General features: G+C 66.4%; 7 protein-coding genes. 5 read left to right on the forward strand and 2 right to left on the reverse strand.

The window, feature by feature from the left end; all coding sequences use genetic code 11:
* The first annotated feature begins 7 nt into the window (after positions 1-7).
* Genes recC through recD form a run of 3 tightly spaced genes read left to right on the forward strand, consistent with a single transcriptional unit; the run spans position 8 to position 8,984 of the window.
* Complete coding sequence (gene recC, locus AC1RTP_RS05495; RefSeq protein WP_498605448.1) at positions 8-3,403, forward strand: exodeoxyribonuclease V subunit gamma; 3,396 nt, start codon at positions 8-10, stop codon at positions 3,401-3,403.
* Positions 3,400-7,041 carry an exodeoxyribonuclease V subunit beta gene (gene recB / locus AC1RTP_RS05500; RefSeq protein ID WP_498605450.1) on the forward strand — a complete coding sequence of 1,214 codons (3,642 nt, stop codon included), beginning with the start codon at positions 3,400-3,402 and terminating at the stop codon, positions 7,039-7,041. Before recC ends, recB begins: the two co-directional genes overlap by 4 nt.
* Positions 7,038-8,984: an exodeoxyribonuclease V subunit alpha gene (gene recD, locus AC1RTP_RS05505; RefSeq protein ID WP_498605452.1), complete on the forward strand. Its 1,947-nt coding sequence runs from the start codon at positions 7,038-7,040 to the stop codon at positions 8,982-8,984. Before recB ends, recD begins: the two co-directional genes overlap by 4 nt.
* Here the strand turns inward: recD and AC1RTP_RS05510 are convergent.
* Both AC1RTP_RS05510 and AC1RTP_RS05515 read right to left on the reverse strand, forming a co-directional pair.
* Positions 8,964-11,285 (reverse strand): histidine kinase dimerization/phospho-acceptor domain-containing protein, encoded by a 2,322-nt coding sequence (locus tag AC1RTP_RS05510; RefSeq protein ID WP_498605454.1) that lies wholly within the window; start codon positions 11,283-11,285, stop codon positions 8,964-8,966. The genes recD and AC1RTP_RS05510 overlap by 21 nt on opposite strands.
* Before the next feature lie 30 nt (positions 11,286-11,315).
* On the reverse strand, positions 11,316-12,182 hold the full coding sequence (locus tag AC1RTP_RS05515) for a serine hydrolase (RefSeq protein WP_498605457.1): 867 nt from the start codon (positions 12,180-12,182) through the stop codon (positions 11,316-11,318).
* A 206-nt stretch (positions 12,183-12,388) separates the two neighbouring features.
* Between AC1RTP_RS05515 and AC1RTP_RS05520 the strand changes: the two genes are divergently transcribed.
* Both AC1RTP_RS05520 and AC1RTP_RS05525 read left to right on the forward strand, forming a co-directional pair.
* On the forward strand, positions 12,389-13,891 hold the full coding sequence (locus AC1RTP_RS05520) for a cache domain-containing protein (RefSeq protein ID WP_498605459.1): 1,503 nt from the start codon (positions 12,389-12,391) through the stop codon (positions 13,889-13,891).
* A 9-nt stretch (positions 13,892-13,900) separates the two neighbouring features.
* Positions 13,901-18,190, forward strand: a complete 4,290-nt coding sequence (locus AC1RTP_RS05525; protein ID WP_498605461.1) for a response regulator — start codon at positions 13,901-13,903, stop codon at positions 18,188-18,190.
* The last annotated feature ends 1 nt before the right edge of the window (position 18,191 follow it).

The following is an 18,191-nucleotide window of genomic DNA, read 5'->3' on the forward strand; positions in this document are numbered from 1 at the left end:
CATTTACATGGCCCAAATCCAACCCGGACTCCTGATTTTGCACGGCAACCAGCTCGAAGAGCTGCGCGGCGCCGTGTTCCAGTGGCTGCGCAGCCATCCGCTGGCGCCGCTGGAACAGGAAATTTTCCTGGTGCAGTCGAATGGGGTGGCCGAGTGGTTGAAAATCGCCCTGGCCGAGGAAACGGGCCTGTGCGGCGCCACCCGTGTCGCCTTGCCGGCGCGCCTGCTGTGGGAAATCTACCGGGGCATGCTGGGCCACGCGCAAGTGCCGAAAATCTCCGCCTTCGACAAGGGTCCCCTGACCTGGCGTTTGATGCGCCTTCTGCCGCAATTGCTGGCGCAGGAGGCCTTCGCGCCGCTGCGCCACTTCCTGCGCGACGGCGATCCTGAACGCCGCCTGCAGCTGGCCGAGCGCCTGGCCGACTTGTTCGACCAGTACCAGGTCTACCGCGCCGACTGGCTGGAAGACTGGGCCGTGGGCCGTGACCAGCTGCGCAATGCGCGCGGCGAGGCCGTGCCGCTGGCGCCGGACCAGTGTTGGCAGGCCGAGTTGTGGCGCGCTGTTGCCGCCAGCGTGCCGGAGGAGGAGCGTGGGCTGGGCCGCGCCAGCGTGCACGCGGCCTTCGTGCAAGCGGTGCAACGCGGCGATGCGCCCCTGGGCCGCCTGCCGCGCCGCATCGTGCTGTTCGGTGTTTCGGCGCTGCCTTACCAGACCTTGCAGGCCATGGCCTCGCTGGCGCGCTTTACCCAGGTGGTGATCGCGGTACCGAATCCTTGCCGCTACTACTGGGGCGACATCATCGAGGGGCGCGACCTGCTGCGCGCCGCGCGCCATCGACATGCGGCGCGCAACGATATCGACCTGTCGTCCGTACCGCTGGAGGCGTTGCATGCCCACAGCCATCCGCTGCTGGCGAGCTGGGGCCGCCAGGGTCGCGACTACATCCGCATGCTGGACGAATTCGACACCGCCAGCGATCTGGAAGGCCGCGACGACAAGCTGCGCGTGGACTTGTTCAGCGACGAGGAGGGGGCGACCCTGCTGGCGCAGGTGCAGGCGGCCGTGCGCGATATGCTGCCGCTGGCCGAGCATCCGCAAATCCCGCCGCCGGACAGCGACCGTTCCATCGAATTCCATGAAGCCCACAGCGTGCAGCGCGAGGTGGAAATCCTGCATGACCAGCTGCTGGCCATGTTCGCCGCCGATCCGGGCTTGCGCCCGCGCGACGTCGTGGTGATGGTGCCGGACATCGACGTCTTCACCGCCTCGATCCGTGCAGTGTTCGGCCAGCACCGCCGTCACGACCCTCGCTTCATCCCGCATGAAATCGGCGACGTCAACGACCGCAGCGTCAATCCGCTCCTGGTGGCGCTCGAATGGCTGCTCCGCCTGCCGCAGCAGCGCTGCCGCCAGAGCGAGGTGCGCGACCTGCTCGACGTGCCCGCACTGGCGCGCCGCTTCGGCCTGGCCGAAGACGATTTGCCGACCCTGGGGCAGTGGATCGAAGGCGCCGGCGTGCGCTGGGGCCTGGATGCCGGCCACCGCGCCGGCCTGGGCCTGGCGCCGGCCGGCGAGCAGAACGCGTGGATGTTCGGCGTGCGGCGCATGCTGCTTGGCTACGCGGCCGGCAATGGCGGCGCCTTTGCCGGCATCGAACCGTATGCGGAAGTGGGCGGCCTGGATGCCGCTTTGGCGGGCTCGCTGGCGCAGTTGATCGAGGCTTTGCTAAGCTGGCGCGAGCGGCTGAACGTGGCGCGCAATCCGGCCGAATGGGCAGAGCAGGCGCGCCTCTTGATGGCCGCCTTCTTCAGCGACCGCGAAGAAACCGACCGCCTGACCATTGCGCGCCTGGACGATGCTTTGAACAAGTGGCTGGAAACCTGTGAAGACGCAGGCTTCGACGAGGTAGTGCCGTTGGCCACCCTGCGCGAAGCCTGGATGGGCGACCTGGACGAGCCATCGCTGGAGCACCAGTTTGTGTCCGGCGGTGTCACTTTCTGCACCCTGATGCCGATGCGCGCCGTGCCGTTCCGTGTTGTCTGCCTGCTGGGCATGAACGACGGCGATTTCCCGCGCCGCGCCAGCCGCGCCGATTTCGACTTGCTGGCATTGCCGGGCATGGCCCGTCCCGGCGACCGCTCGCGCCGCGACGACGACCGCTACCTGATGCTGGAGGCGCTACTGGCGGCGCGTGACAAGCTTTACATCAGTTGGGTGGGTCGCAACGTGCGCGACAACAGCGAGCAGCCGCCGTCCGTGCTGGTGGCGCAGCTGCGCGACTACCTGCATGCGGGCTGGGGGCTGGACCTCGAGGCCCGCACCACGCTGCACGCACTGCAGCCCTTCAGCCGCGCCTATTTCGAACGTGGCGGCTTGCTGACCTTTGCCGGCGAATGGCGTGCAGCCCATGACGTGGATGGCGCTGCCGCAGCCGTGGCCGCGCTGCCACCGTACGAAGTGGAAGACGGCTTCCGCCTGCACTTGTCCACGCTGGCCGCTTTCCTGCGCCAGCCGGTGCGCCATTTCTTCCGCCAGCGCCTCGGTGTGTATTTCGCCGAAGCGGCCATGGTGGGCGAGGACGAGGAACCGTTCCAGCTGGACGGCCTGCAACGCTACACGCTGGAAGACGAGATGCTGGCCGACAGCGGCGATCCGGAGGCGGTCGATGATGTGCGGGCCAGCTTGGCGCAGCGCGGCCAGCGCCTGCGCCGCCAGGGCATGCTGCCGATTGGCCTGATCGGCGAGCGTGTAATAGATGAAATCGTGGAGGAGCTGGTTCCGGTGCGTACGGCGTGGCTGACGCTGTGCCGCACCTATTGGGAAACAGCGCCCAAACTTGCGGTACACCTGGAGCTTGCGGGGCTGGTGCTGGAAGACTGGATCGACCAGCTGCGCAGCGCGGGCGAGGCAACGGCTTGGCTGATGCAGATGTCCTCCCGCGTGTGCGACAAGTCCGGTGCGCCGCGCGGCGAAAAACTGATCCCGATGTGGCTGCGCCAGTTGGCGGCCGCAGCTCAGGGCCAGCCAGTGACGGGTTTCCTGGTGGCGCGCGACGCCATCGTCATCATGGACCCGCTTGATCCGCAAGCTGCCCGCGCTACCCTGGGCGCGATCATGCAGCTGTGGCGCACCGGTATGGACCGGCCGCTGCCTGCTGCCTGCAAAACTGGCCTGGCCGTGGTGATGGATGGCGATCCACGCAGTACTTATGACGGAGGATTCGAGCTGTCCGGCGAAAACGAAGATCCATGCCTGGCCCGCCTGTGGCCCGACTTTGCCGCGCTGTCGGCGCAGCCTGGTTTTGCAGATGAGAGCCGCGCGCTGTACCAGCCGCTGGCCGACTGGCTGGCGCAATCGGTGTCGGTGCAGCCGATTGCCGGCGATGAGGAGGGCGCGGAATGAGTGCTCCACTGAAGCCGCTCTCGTTCCCGCTGCACGGCTCGCGCCTGATCGAGGCCAGCGCCGGTACCGGAAAAACCTGGACCATCGCAGCGCTTTATGTGCGGCTGGTGCTGGGGCACGGCGGCGAGAACGCTTTCCGCCGGCCGCTGATGCCGAACGAAATCCTGGTCATGACCTTCACACGCGCCGCCACACGCGAGCTTTCGAACCGCGTGCGTGAACGCCTGGTGGAAGCTGCGGCCTATTTCCGCGCCGAGACGCCGCAGGAGCCGGATTCCTACCTCGACGCGATACTGGAAGAACTGCCGGATCACACCGCGCGTCAGCAGGCCGCCTACCGCCTGCAACTGGCTGCCGAAACGATGGACGAAGCGGCGATCTTCACCATCGACGCCTGGTGCCAGCGCATGTTGCGCGAGCACGCCTTCGACAGCGGCAACCTGTTTGATGAAGAGTTGCTAAGCGATGAAGCGGCGCTATACGAAGACGCGGTGCACGACTACTGGCGCCAGCAGGTCTACCCGCTGGCCGAGCCGGCCCTGCGCGTGCTGCTGTCAGCCTGCCGCGACGTGGCGGCGCTGGGCCGCAGCATCCGCGAACTCGCACGTCGCCCGGACGCGGCTGCGCAAGCCGGAATCGCCGGCCGCGAAGCGCTCGGCTCCTTAATCGCTCGCGTGCAGCGCGAGCAGCAGATGGCGCTGGCAAGCCTGAAACAAGGCTGGGCCGACCGTGCCGACCGCATGGAGGCCTGGATCGCCACCCAGCGCGAAGCCAATCCGAAATGCTTCAACGGCACCAAGCTGCGGGCCGACTCCATCGCCAAATGGTTCGCCGCCCTGCGCGACTGGGCTAACGATCCCGCGCTCGCCGAACCGGACATGACCGCTACGCCGTGGTTCCGCCTGACGCCTGCCGGCATGATCGACGCCTGCGCCAAAGGCTTTTCCCCGGACATCCCGGACGACTTTGAAGAAGTCAGGCCGCTGCGCCTCGCGCTGGACGCCATCGAACCGCTGCGCCACCTGCTGTTCCGCCACGCCGCCGCCACCGTGGCTGCGCGTATGGAAGAACTCAAGCGCCAACAGCGCCTGTTCGGTTTTGCCGACATGCTGGAACGCCTGCGCAGCGCGCTCGAAGGCGCCAACGGCCCGGCGCTGCGCCAGCGCATCGTGACCCAGTTCCCGGTGGCGATGGTGGACGAATTCCAGGATACGGCGCCAAGCCAGTACCGCATCTTCAACCTCCTGTACCAGGTGGCGGCCAACGATCCGGAGCTTGGCCTGTTCCTGATCGGCGACCCGAAACAGTCGATTTACGGCTTCCGCGGCGCCGACATCCACAGCTACCTGGACGCGCGCCGCGCCACGGAAGGGCGCCATTACCAGCTCGGCACCAATTTCCGTTCCACCGCGCAAATCGTAGCAGCGGTGAACCAGGTCTTCCTGCATGCGGAAGGCGTGGCCGGGCAGGGCGGTTTCGCGCGCGGCGCCTTCCGCTTCCGCACCGAGAAAGGCAATCCGCTGCCGTTCGACGCCGTGGGTGCGCGTGGCCGCGCCGAGCGACTGGTTGGGCCGTCCGGCGACATCCAGGCGCTGACGGCGGGCTGCACGCTGGAGCAACTGGGCGCCGACGCTTACCGCGAATTCTTCGCCGAGCAGTGCGCCGAGCACATCGCCCGCCTGTTGAACGATGCGGCCACCGGCTTTGAAGGCCCGGACGGCTTCAAACGCCTGCAGCCTGCCGACATCGCCATCCTGGTGCGCGACCGCCGCGAAGCCGCCGCCGTGCGCAAGTCGCTGCAACGCCGCCTGGTGCCGAGCGTCTACCTGTCCGACAAGGATTCTGTGCTGACGAGCGATGAGGCGGCGGACATGTTGCGCTGGCTGTCGGCGGTGGCCAATCCGCTGGACGGCCAACTGGCCCGCACCGCCTTCGCCACCCGCACCGCCAACCTGCCGCTGGCTGAACTGGCCCAGTTTTCCGCCGACGAACTGGCATGGGAGCGGCGCGTAGAACAGCTCAAGGAATGGCATGTGATCTGGCAGCGCCAGGGCGTGCTGGCCATGCTGCGCCGCTTCATCCACGACCTCGGCTTGCCGGCCCAAATGCTGGCGCGGGTCGGCGGTGAGCGCAGCCTGACCAACCTGCTGCACCTGGCCGAACTGCTGCAGCAGGCCAGCCGCCAGCTGGAAGGCGAACAAGCCCTGATCCGCTGGCTGGCGGAGCAGATCGACGACGAAACGGACGGTGGCGACGAGCGGGTATTGCGATTGGAATCGGACGCGGAACTGGTCAAGGTCGTCACCGTGCACAAGTCCAAAGGCCTGGAATATCCGCTGGTCTACCTGCCGTTCGCCGTCACCGCGCGCAAAGTCGACAAGCGCAACCGCATCTACTTCGAGTACACCGATGCCGACGGCGTGCGCCAGCTCGACATGCGCCTGTCCGACGAAGGCCAGGAAGCGGCTGAAGCAGCCCGCATCGAGGAAGACCTGCGCCTGCTCTACGTAGCGCTGACGCGCGCCCGCCACTTCCTTTGGCTCGGCGTGGCGGCGCTGCCGGCACGCAAGAAGGACGAGAACACCCTGCACGATTCGGCCCTCGGCTACCTGCTGACCGGCGGCGAGCCGCTGCCATCGGGCCAGTTGCTGGAAAGCTGGCAGCGCCTGCGCGCCGATTGCGGCGCGATTGCCGTCACGGTGCTGGATTCGGCAGCGCCGGTCACGCGCCTGGCGCGAGCGGTCGAACGCCCGCCGCTGGAAGCGCCTTTGGCCTACCAGGGCAGTTTCGAGCGCGACTGGTCGGTTGGCAGTTTCAGCTCGCTGGCAAGGCGCAGCGGCGGCGAAGCGCTGCCCGCGCCGATGCACGCTGCCCAGGAAACCCTGCTCGAAGGCGAGGAAGAAGGAAGTTCGCTGCGTATTGAAGACACGGCCTGGCACCGCTTCCCGCGCGGCTCGGTGCCCGGCAACTTCCTGCATGAACAGCTGGAGACGCTGGCGCATGAAGGTTTTGCCTCCATCCACCAGGAGCATTATGCGCAGCGTGCCGCACGCCAGATCAAGCGCGCCGGCTGGGGCCACCGTGAGGAAGACACCCTGGAATGGCTGAAAGTCATCGTCAGCACGCAGCTGCCGCCGCTGGGCAGCGCGCTCGATGCTGTCGACCATCTGCTACCAGAAATGGAGTTCTGGTTCCCGAGCGAGCGCCTGGATACGGCGCAACTGGACCGCCTGTGCCGCCAGCACCTGCTGGAAGGCATTGCGCGCCCGGGCCTGCCGCAGCGCGAGCTGCACGGCATGCTGAAAGGCTTCTGCGACCTGGTGTTCGAGCACGAAGGCCGCTACTGGGTGCTCGATTACAAATCGAATGCGCTGGGCGGCACCGATGCTGCCTATCACAAGTCGGCGCTGGCGCACGGCATGGCCGCCCACCGCTACGACGTGCAGGGCGCCATCTATATGCTGGCCCTGCACCGCCTGCTGCGTACGCGTCTTGGCGATGCCTACGATCCGGCCACGCAACTGGGCGGCGCAATCTTCTACTTCCTGCGCGGCGTGGGCAATGAGCAGACGCGCGGCTGCTACCTGCTGCCGCCGGACGAGCAACTGCTGGATGGACTGGAAGGGCTTTGCCAATGAGTTTCTACGAACATGCCGATATGCTGGCCGAAGGCGGCATGCTGCGCCGCCTGGGGCCCGTGTTCGCGCGCTTCGTCACTTCGCTGGTGCCGGAAGGCAGCCCTGCTGCAGGCAATGCGCTGGCCCTGGCTTGCCTGCTGCTGTCCGAGCTGGAAGGCCGTGGCCACAGCTGCCTGCAGTTGTCTGCACTGGCTGAAGATCCATCGGCCATGCTGGGCTGGAGCGACGACGATTGGCCAGGCCTGTGCATCGAAGCGGGCGAACTGCCGCAAGGCGAAGCGGCCTGGCATGCCTACCTGCAGGATTGCCCGCAGGTGCTGGCATGGCCGGGCGGCCCCGATCGCGGCCAGCCTCTGGTGATGGCAGGCGGACGCCTTTACCTGCGCCGCTACTGGTCGGATGAAAACACCGTGGCCGATGCAGTGCGCGCCCGTACCGCGGGCGGCGAGGCAGCGCAGGGCCGGTCCGAACCATCGCCCGCGCTGGTGCGCCACTGGCTTGACCAGCTGTTCACGCACGCCACGCGCGAAGGCGGCGCCGACTGGCAGAAGATCGCCTGCGCCATGGCAACGCGCGGCGGCCTGGCCGTGATTACAGGCGGTCCGGGTACCGGCAAGACTTATACCGTGGCGCGCCTGCTGGCATTGCTTTTCGCGGTGGAAGGAGAGCAGGCCGGCCAGCTGCGCGTGGCACTGGCCGCGCCTACCGGCAAGGCAGCCGCGCGCCTGAAGCAAGCCATCGACGATGCGCTGGAAAAGCTGTCCGACAGCCTGGAAGGCAATTTGCCGCTGCGCGAACTGGCCGGACGCATGGGCGGCGCCCGCACCCTGCATTCGCTGCTCGGCGCGCGGCCCGATACGCGCGCCTTCCGCCACAATGCCGGCAACCAGCTGGACGTGGACGTGCTGATCGTCGACGAAGCCTCGATGGTGCACCTGGAAATGATGGCCGCCTTGCTGGACGCCTTGCCGCGCGGCGCGCGCCTGGTACTGCTGGGCGACAAGGACCAGCTGGCGTCGGTGGAAGCCGGTTCCGTGCTTGGTGACTTGTGCTTCGACGCACAGGCCGGTGGCTACGGCGCCGCCACCGCGGCTTTTGTGGAAGCAGCATCCGGCCAAACCATTCCGCCCGAATTTCTTGGCAATGCCGGCGCATTGGCACAACAAACTGTGATGCTGCGCCAGAGCCGACGCTTTGGCGGCCCGATCGGGCAACTGGCGCTGGCGGTCAACAACGGCGATGCCGAAGCCGCGCGCGCCGTGCTGCGCGCCGACAGCGGCGGCCAGCTGCACTGGAACGAAGCGGCGCAGCAGGAAGATATGCTGCAACTGGCTGCCGAAGGTTACCGGCCTTTCCTGGAGCTGGTGCGCCAGGGGGCGGGAGCCCAAGGCCACGATGCCTGGGCTGCCAGCGTGCTGCAGGCATTCGAAGGATTCCGCCTGCTGTGCGCGGTGCGTGAAGGCGAGTGGGGCGTGTCCGGCCTGAACGACAGCATCTCGCAGCGCCTGGAAGAACATGGCCTGCTGAAACGGCGCGGCGACTGGTACGTCGGCCGCCCGGTCATGGTCACACGCAACGACTACGCCACCGGCGTGTATAACGGCGACATCGGCCTGGTGCTGCCCGATCCTGAACGTCCCGCTTCGCTGCGAGTGTATTTCTCCGATGGCGGCCAGGTACGCAGCGTGCTGGCGACGCGCCTGCGCAATGTGGAAACGGCCTTCGCCATGACGGTGCACAAGTCGCAGGGTTCGGAATTCAGCCACACGGTGCTGGTGCTGCCGCGCGAAGGGGCCAGCGTGCTTGCGCGGGAACTGGTCTATACCGGCATCACGCGCGCCCGCCAGCACTTTACGCTCCTGACGCCGAATGCGGGTGTGCTGCCGGATGCGATCCGGCGCCGCACCGAACGCACCAGCGGTTTACGCAGCCTGCTCGCCTGAGCTTTGCAGGTCGGTGTGGATGGCCTGCAGCACGGTGTCCAACGCGGGCGCCAGCTGCGCCAGTTCCGGCGCCGCGTCCCCGCCTGACCGCAGCGAATTCGCGACCTGCGCGGCCGCTGCACGCAGTGTGTTGAAACCGAGGTGGGCCGAATTTCCCGCCAGGGCATGGGCCAGGCGCTGCGCGCGCTGGCGGTCGCCATGCAATACGGCATCGGCAATAGTGGTGTGCACGGCAGCCTGGTTTTTCAAGAATTGCGCCAGCATCTTGCGCATTTGCGCGCCATTACCCTGGATGTGGCTCAGTGCTCCCGCGATGTCCGCGCCGCAGGCGCAAAGGGCAGGGAAGGCAGCCCTTGCGGATGCTTGTGCCTCCGCACTGGCGGCTGCTTCCGGCAGCGCATGGCGGAACAGGGCGGTAAACACGAAACGGTTGCCCTGCACTGGATCGCTTTCCAGCAGCAGGTGGCCGCCCATCATGGCCGCCAGCTGGCGCGCCACCGACAGTCCCAGGCCCGCCGCCGAATCGCCCGGCCCGGCCGGCTCGTATAACTGGACTGCCGCATCGCGCGCGGCGCCGGTGTCGCGCACTTCGCAGCGCAACATTGATTCGTTCCCGCCGGCCGGTTGGTCGCAGCGCAACTGGAGCTGCACCTTTCCCCGCTCCGTGAAACGGACGGCATGCGCCAGCAGGTGCTGAAGCAGCTGCTGCAAGCGCGCCGCGTCGCCGACCAATTGCTCCGGCACGGCGGCATCAACGGTGCACTCCAGCTGGAGCCCCTTGGCTTCGGCAGGGGCCTGCCACGCGGCGCAAGCCTGTGCGGCGGCTTCGCGCACGCTGAACACGCATTCTTCCATATGCAGCTGGCCCGCTTCGATGCGCGAGAAGTCGAGGATGTCGTTGAACATTTCCATCAGGCTGGCGGCAGCGGCATCAACCTGCTCCAGGTAGCCGCGCTGGCGCGCATCGAGGGGGCCCTGCAAGGCCAGCTCGGTCAGGCCGATGATGGCATTCAGCGGTGTGCGTATTTCGTGCCCCATATTGGCGAGGAAGGCGCTCTTGCTGCGGTGCGCATTGTCCGCCGATTCATGGGCGGCGGCGATTGCACGTTCGGCCTGGCGCAGCTCGGTCACGTCAATGCCGAAACTGAGCAGGGCGACTTCACCTTCCTCCAGCACCGTGTTGTGCCAGGCGATGCGGCGTTCGTCGCCGGACGCTGTGTGCAGAAGATGCTCGTGCGTTTCCGGCATGGCGTGCAGCTGCTCAAGCTGGCCGCCTGCCGGCCATAGCGACACCGCGGACATGGGCAGCAGCGGCAAGTCGCGCCAGACGCGGCCCAGCACGGCGTCGCGGCTGCAACCGGTCACCTGCGCCGCCATCTCGTTGAACATCAGGACCTCGCCCTCGTGTCCCAGCCCAAGCACCAGCACGTCGGCGCTGTTCAGCAGGCGATCGAGCAAGCCGCGCGCCTGGTGCAGCTTGTGCTCCGATTCCGCCCGGCCCGCGGCAGCGGCGGCAAGGCCCTGCTGCATCGCATGCATGGCGGCCAGCAGCTCGCCGGTTTCATCGTGGTGGGGTTCGGGCGGCGGCGAAGCCAGTTCGCCATTGCGGATGCGCTGGGCCAGTGCCAGCGCTTCAGCCAATGGCTGCGTGATGCTGCGGCTGATATGCCAGGCCAATATGATCGCCAGCGCAAGCGAGACGACCAGGATTGCCAGCATCAGCAGGCTGTCGGCCTGGATGCGGTCGGCCGCCTGGTCTTCCGTAAAACGCGCCCGGCTGGCCGCCTGCGCCACCAGTTCGTCGACCACCAGCCGATGCTCTTCGTAATGGCGCTTCATCGACAGCAAAACCTGCTCGGCGCGCGCACGGTCTCCTACGTCGAGCGCCGGCACCAACTGGCCGAAGGCGTCGTTGTAGAAGGCTGTCGCATGCCTATTGGCCAGCTTGAGCGTTCGTGCCAGGCCCTCGTCAAGCGGACGGCTTTGCCAGAACTGGACACGCGCCATCTGCTGCGCATGCAAGGTGCGCAGGCGCTGGGCCAACTGGTCGCGGTCGACCTGGCTGGTGGCGGCAGCGAGCTGCTGCGCCACCAGGAAGGACTCGATGATGTAGAGCGGGGGCGGAAGCACATCCGCTATCAGGTCCTTGCCCTGGATGACGTCCTGGTAAAGCGGGCCGTTGACGCGCAATTCCGCCAGCGTGCGGAACGACCAGAGGCCGTAAAGCAGGAAGCCGGCGGCGCAGATCCCTACCAGGATCGCCAGGCGGCGCGCGAAGCGCAGGTTGCGCAGCAGGTCCATGGCGCCTCTCGGCAGCGAACCCCGCCAGGATTACATGCGGCGGCGACGGCGTTCGGTTGTGCGCGCGGCTTTCTTGCGCGGGCTGGAAGCTTGCATCACCTTGGGCTCATTGCCCCCGGCCAGCAGGCGGCGGATGTTCAGCGCATCCATCAAGCGCGCTGAATTCCCCCCGGCGTTCAGCAGGACCAGGGTGGCGTTGCGGCCGGCCTCTTTGATGCGCATGATCAGGCAACGGCCCGCTTCTTCGGTATAGCCGGTCTTGGACAGGCCGATATCCCAACCCTTGGCCCCTACCAGGCGGTTCGTGTTGTGATACGAGACCTTGCGGCCTTTCATATTGATCACTTCCTCGGTATCGGTCGTGATGCGGCGGATTTCCTGATACTGGGCAGCGGCAGTGGCCATTTTCACCAGGTCGGCAGCGTTCGAGGTGTTTTCCGGCGACAGGCCGGTCGGCTCGTTGATCTGGGTGCTGGTCATGCCAAGCTGCTTGATCTTGGCGTGCACCGCGGCCTTGAAGGCTTCCGGGCCGCCAGGAAAGGTGCGGGCCAGCGCCGCGGCAGCGCGATTATCGGAGGACATCAGCGCCAGTTGCAGCACGTCGGCGCGGGAAATGGTGGCGCCCACCGGTACGCGCGACAGGCTGTGCTTGAGGGTATCGACGTCTTCTTTATCGATGCTGATCGGCTCTTCCATATCAAGTTTGGAGTCGAGCACGACCATTGCGGTCATCAATTTCGTGAGGGAGGCGATCGGCACTACCGCCGTCGCGTTCTTTTCAAGCAGTACCTTGCCAGTCTCATCCTCAACGACAAGCACGGATTGCGAGCCCAGGGGCACGGCAAATGCGGCTGCGGAGATCGACATCAGCAAGGCTGAGGTGATTTTCTTAAGCATTTTATGTTGGCTAATTAGCCATTCCTTCGTTTGGTCGGAATATTGCTAGATTAGGGGCAATATTCTAAATATGGACGATAGCACTAACGGGTTAACTCGTCCAGCTAACGTCAATCAAGCGCCACAATTAAAAAGTAATACGTGCGTCACAGGCGGCGCAAATACTGTTATTGTTATTTGAAAATATTTCCCTCTTGAAATTTGCCATGATGGTGAGTGAGAGAATTGCCCGACATCCGCTGCGCGCCTGGGGCCTGGTCGTCTGCCTTGCCATCGCCGCTGCGCTCGGGGCCGGCAATGCGCAGCGCGCGGGCCTGGAACGGGACCGGCTGGAATTATTGAATATCGACGTCCAGCGCGACGCGATCGCCGCCATGTCATTAACCCTGGACAGTAATCTGATGGGGGCGATTTCCCTGCTGGGATTGATTGAACCGGATATCAAAAAGGAAAGCACCGAGCCGATTCCCGCCAACCAGCCCAAAATAGCGGCCTTATTGGAAAGCGTGGCGCGCGGCCAGCAAATCCAGGGTTTATTCGTGGTGGGGCGGGACGGCATCGTCAAATCTTCCTGGGACGATAGCGGCCGGCCTTCGACCGGCATCGACGTGCGCTTCCGACCGTATTACAAGGAGGCCATGGCCGGCCGCAATAACATCTATGCCGCCATCAGCCTTGCGCGCGGCGACCATGCCCTGTATTTCGCCGCCCCGGTGTACGCCGGCATGCTGCGCAGTGGCGCGCCCGTGGGTGTGGTGGTGGCGCGCACCGACATGGAAAAGCTCAACCGGCTGCTGCAGCGCAGCGGCCAGTCCGTGATCCTGCTGTCGCCGCAAGGCGTGGTATTTGCCAGTAGCCGCAGCGAATGGCGCGGCACGGCGACCGGCGCGCTGAGCCCGCAGCGCCTGGCTGAAATCCGCGCCGTGCGCCAGTTCGGCAAGCTGTTCGAAGACCGGGAGCCGCGCCCCTTGCCGGTCAGCGTGGCGCCCGGCGTGAGCTACAGCGAAGGCCGCAAATACGCGGTGGCCGCGGCCGCAGTGGATTGGCACGACCCTTCCGGCAATTGGCAGCTGGTGGTACTGGAAGACCTGGGGCAGACGGTGCCGCCTGGCAGCGGCTTGCCCGGCGCCGCGCTGGCCGGCGCCGTGGTGGCCTTGCTGGGCGCGGCGGCGCTGCGCGCGGTGCGCAGCCAGGCGGCGCAGCAGCGCGTCCATCGCAAGCTGGAACAAGTGGCGCAGGAACAGGAGCAAAGGGCCGAGCGCAAGATGCAGCTGGCCCAGGTGGCGCTGCACATGCAGCAGGCGCCGGACCGGCATGCCCGCCTCGATGCCTTCCTCGACCAGTGCCATCTGCTGTTCGGGGCCATGCAGGGCACTATCTACACGGCCGACGGCGACGGACTGGCGCTGGCCGCCAGCTATGCCAGTTCGGCGCCGCCGCAGCGGCTGGCCCTGGGCGAAGGATTGTTGGGTCAATGTGCACAGGAACGCGAGCCGCGGGTGGTCGACGCCAGCGGCGCCGGCGCGGCCTGGAGCATCCGTTCCGGCTTGGGCGGCGGGGCGCCGGGCGCCTTGCTGCTGGCGCCAGTGCAGCTGCAGGGGCGCTTGCTGGGTGCGGTGGAGCTGGCGCTGCTGCAAGCGCCGGATGCGGCGGCCTATGAACAATTTCTGTCGGCGCTGGAACTGCTGGCAATCAATATGACTGCGTAGGGAGGGGCCGTGGCGCGCTTACTGTCTAGACTGGAAAAGCTGGGCCTGAACTGGAAGCTGGCGCTGGGCTTTGGCGGCGGCCTGTTGATTACGCTGGCCTTCGGACTGCACAACGTTACGACCCAGGCCCGCATGCACGACGAGATCCTGGGCATCTACAAGAACGACCTGCTGGGCATCTCCGACGCCAAGGATGCGCTGATCGCGTTTTCCCAGCGCGGCAGCGTGCTGCGCCAGGCCTTGCTCGCGCGCGACAAGGCCGGCCGCGAATACGCCTTGTCGCTGGTGGAGGATTCGCTGCGCAAGCAGAACCGCGCGCTGGAGGAACTGCGCCCGCGCATCATCCGTGCCGAGAACCGCAAGAACCTGGCCGAATTCGAGACCGCCTTCGCCGACTACCGCCAGCGGGTGGACGAGGCGGTGCACCTGATGCGCGCCGGGCAGGTGGAGCAGGCCGGCGCCGTGATTGCCGACGAAGCGTTCCAGGACTTTGGCATCCGCGCCAATAACGCGCTGACGCGCATCGCCGAAATCAAGGAAGACAGCGCGCGCCACCAGATCGAGGAAATGCAGGCGCTGTCGCGCTACGAGAAGCAGCTGACATACGGCTTGCTGGCATTGAGCCTGGTGCTGGGCGTGCTGTTCAGCGTGCTGGTCGGGCGATCGGTGCGCCTGCCGTCCGAACGCTTGCGCAGCGCGGTCCAGCAACTGGCCAAAGGCAAACTTGGCGCCGAGGTGCCGCTGACCGATTTCCCGAACGAGATCGGCAACCTGGCGCGTTCGGTCAAGGTGTTGCAGGAAGAAGCCGTCAAGATGGAGGCGCAGCGCTGGCTCAAGACCCACCTGGCGGCTATCGGCAACGACCTGCAATCGGCCGACAGCGCGCAGGACCTGGCCGCGCGCACCCTGGCCGCCCTGGCGCCGCTGGTGCAGGCCGGCCATGCCGCCTTCTACCTGTTCGACGAGGAGGCGGGCAGCCTGTCGCTGCTGGCCGGCTACGCCATGCGCGGGAAAGCCGCGGCGCAGTCCGCCTTCTTGCTGGGCGAAGGCCTGGTGGGGCAGTGCGCTTCTGAACGCAAGGCGATCGTCATGCGCCAGGCCCCGGCTGGCTACGTGCGCATCGGCTCCGCGCTGGGCGAGGCGGATCCCGCCAGTATCGCGATCGTGCCGGTGCTGCGCAGCGAGCGCCTGTTAGGGGTGATCGAACTGGCCACGCTGGAACCCTATGGCGACCAGGCGCAAGCCCTGCTCGACGGCGCCTTGCCGGTGATCGCGATGAATATGGAGATCCTGCAGCGCAACGAGCGCACCCGCGCGCTGGAAGAACGCAGCCGCCTGGTGCTGGGCGCCGTCAGCGACGGCATCGTCGGCCTGGACCTGGACGGGCGCGTCACCTTCGTCAATCCGGCGGCCCCGGCCTTGCTCGGCTATGAAGAGAGGGAACTGGTGGGCGCGGCCTGGGAGCAGGGCGACGGGCAACTGACCCGCAAGGACGGCAGCACCTTCCCGGTCGACCATGCGGAACGTCCGATGTATAAGGACGGCGCGCAAGTGGGCTCGGTGGTGGTGTTCCGCGACATCACGGAACGCAAGCTGCTGGAAGAGGAAATCCGGCGCACTAACTTCCTGGCCGATATTGCGCTGGAACTGACCGACTGCGGTTATTGGGTGGTCGACTACAGCGATCCGGATTACTACACCATGTCCGAGCGCGCCTGGCGCTTGCTGGGCGAATCGCCGCGGCCGGAGGCCCGCTACCACCTGCAGGACGAATGGTTTGCGCGCCTGGTGGAAGCCGATCCGGAAGGCGCACTGCGCACGGCCGCGCGGGTGCAGGGCGCGATCGACGGCACCTATGACAAGTTCGACGCCGTGTACGCCTACAAGCGGCCGCTGGACGGGCGCACCATCTGGCTGCACGCCGTTGGCAAAGTGGTGCGCGACGAGCAGGACGGCAGCGCGCGCTTCATGTACGGTGTGTACCAGGACATCACTTCGCAAAAGGCGGCCGAGGACGAACTGCGCGTGGCCAAGGAACAGGCGCAGGCGGCGACCCGCGCCAAGAGCGATTTCCTGGCTAATATGAGCCACGAAATACGTACGCCGATGAATGCGATCATCGGCATGTCGCACCTGGCCTTGCAAACCAGCCTGGATAAGCGCCAGCGCAATTACGTCGAAAAGGTGCAGCGCGCGGGTGAGAACCTGCTCGGCATCATCAACGACATCCTCGACTTCTCCAAGATCGAAGCCGGCAAGATGACGGTGGAGCAGGTCGATTTCGACCTGGACGACGTGCTGGACAACCTGGCCAACCTGATCGGCTTCAAGGCCGAAGACAAGGGCCTGGAGCTGCTATTCCAGGTGGCGCCGGAGCTGCCGACCGGCCTGGTGGGCGACCCCCTGCGCATCGGCCAGGTGCTGGTCAACCTGGCCAACAATGCCGTCAAGTTCACTGAAAAGGGCGAGGTAGTGGTCGGCATCGAACAGGCTTCTTCCAGCGCCGACGGCATCGAATTGCATTTCTGGGTACGCGACTCGGGCATCGGAATGAGCGAAGCACAGAGCGCGAAACTGTTCCAGTCCTTCAGCCAGGCCGACGCCTCCACTACGCGCAAATACGGCGGCACCGGACTGGGGCTGGTGATCTGCAAGAACCTCCTCGAGCTGATGGGCGGGCGGGTTTGGGTGGAGAGCGAGGTGGGCAAAGGCTCGACCTTCCACTTCACAGCCCGCTTCGGCCTGCAGGCCAATCCCAAGCCGCGCCGCATGTTCCGCGCCGACGAACTGCTCGGCCTGCGCGTGCTGGTGGTGGACGACAACGCTTCGGCGCGCGAAATCCTGTCCGGCATCGCCCGTAACTTCGGGCTCGAAGTCGACTTGGCATACAGCGGCCAGGAGGCGCTCGACATGCTCGCGCGTTCGGAAAAGCAGGCATTGCCCTACGACCTGGTCCTGATGGACTGGAAGATGCCGTCGATGGACGGCGTGGAAACGGTGCGCCGCCTGCAATCGGGCCAGGCTGGCACGCTGCCGGCAGTGATCATGGTGACCGCCTATGGACGCGAAGAAGCCCTGACCAATGCCACGGACCGTCAAGTGCAGCTCAAGTCCGTGCTGACCAAGCCGGTCACACCATCGGCCCTGCTGGAAGCGGTCGGCGAGGCGTTGGGCAAGGGCGTGGCGGTCGAAAGCCGGCGGGCGGCGGAACGCGACTTGCAGCACGGCGAAGTCATGGCGCGCCTGGCCGGCACGCGCGTGCTGCTGGTCGAGGACAATGAAATGAACCAGGAGCTTGCGATCGACCTGCTGGGCAAGGCTGGGATCGAGGCCGTGCTGGCCGGCCACGGGCAGGAAGCGCTCGATATCCTGGCCCGCGATGCGCGTTTCGACGGCGTGCTGATGGACTGCCAGATGCCGGTGATGGATGGTTTCCAGGCGTCGCGCGCAATCCGGACCAATCCCGCGCTCGACAAGCTGCCGATCATCGCCATGACGGCCAACGCCATGGCCGGCGATCGGGATAAAGTGCTGGCCTGCGGCATGCAGGACCATATCGCCAAGCCGGTCAATGTGGCGGAGATGTACGCCACGCTGGCGCGCTGGCTGCGGCCTGAAGCCGGCGAAGCGCGGGCGGTCGTGGCCAAGCCGCGCCCCGCCAACGGTAACGGCAATGGCAACGGTAACGGTAACGGCAAGTCCGCGCCGCTGCCCGCGCTGCCCATGGTCGACGTGCGCGCCGGCCTCGCTACCTCGATGGGCGACGACAAGTTGTATCGCCGCCTGCTCGTCAAGTTCCGTAACGGCCAGCAGGATTTCGCCGCCATGTTCGTACATGCGCTCGATGGCGGCGACGCCTCCGCGCCGGAACGCCTGGCGCATACACTTAAAGGAACGGCCGGTAATATTGGCGCGCGCGGCGTGCAGCAAGCCGCTCAGGAGCTCGAACAGGCTTGCCAGCAGGGCGCCGCGCGCGACGTGCTGGACCGCCTGCTGGCCAATGTGCTGGTGGAGCTGGACCCGCTGCTGGTCGCACTGCGCGCTGTTGACTCGGCCGGCCCCGCCGCCGCCTCGCATCCCGAACTGGCGCCGCTAGCCGCGCCACCGCTCGGGCGCCTGCGCCAACTGCTGGCCGACAGCGATTCCGCGGCGGCCGACCTGTGGGAAGCGCAGCTGGCGCAATTCAAGGCCGCCTTGCCCGAGCACTGGCGCCGCATTGCGAGCGGATTAGGTAACCTGGACCTGGAAGCCGCCCTGACGGCACTGGACGAAGCAATGGCAAGCCTGGAGGGCAAGTGAG

The sequence above is a fragment of the Pseudoduganella sp. GW821-FHT11H04 genome (assembly GCF_058807935.1).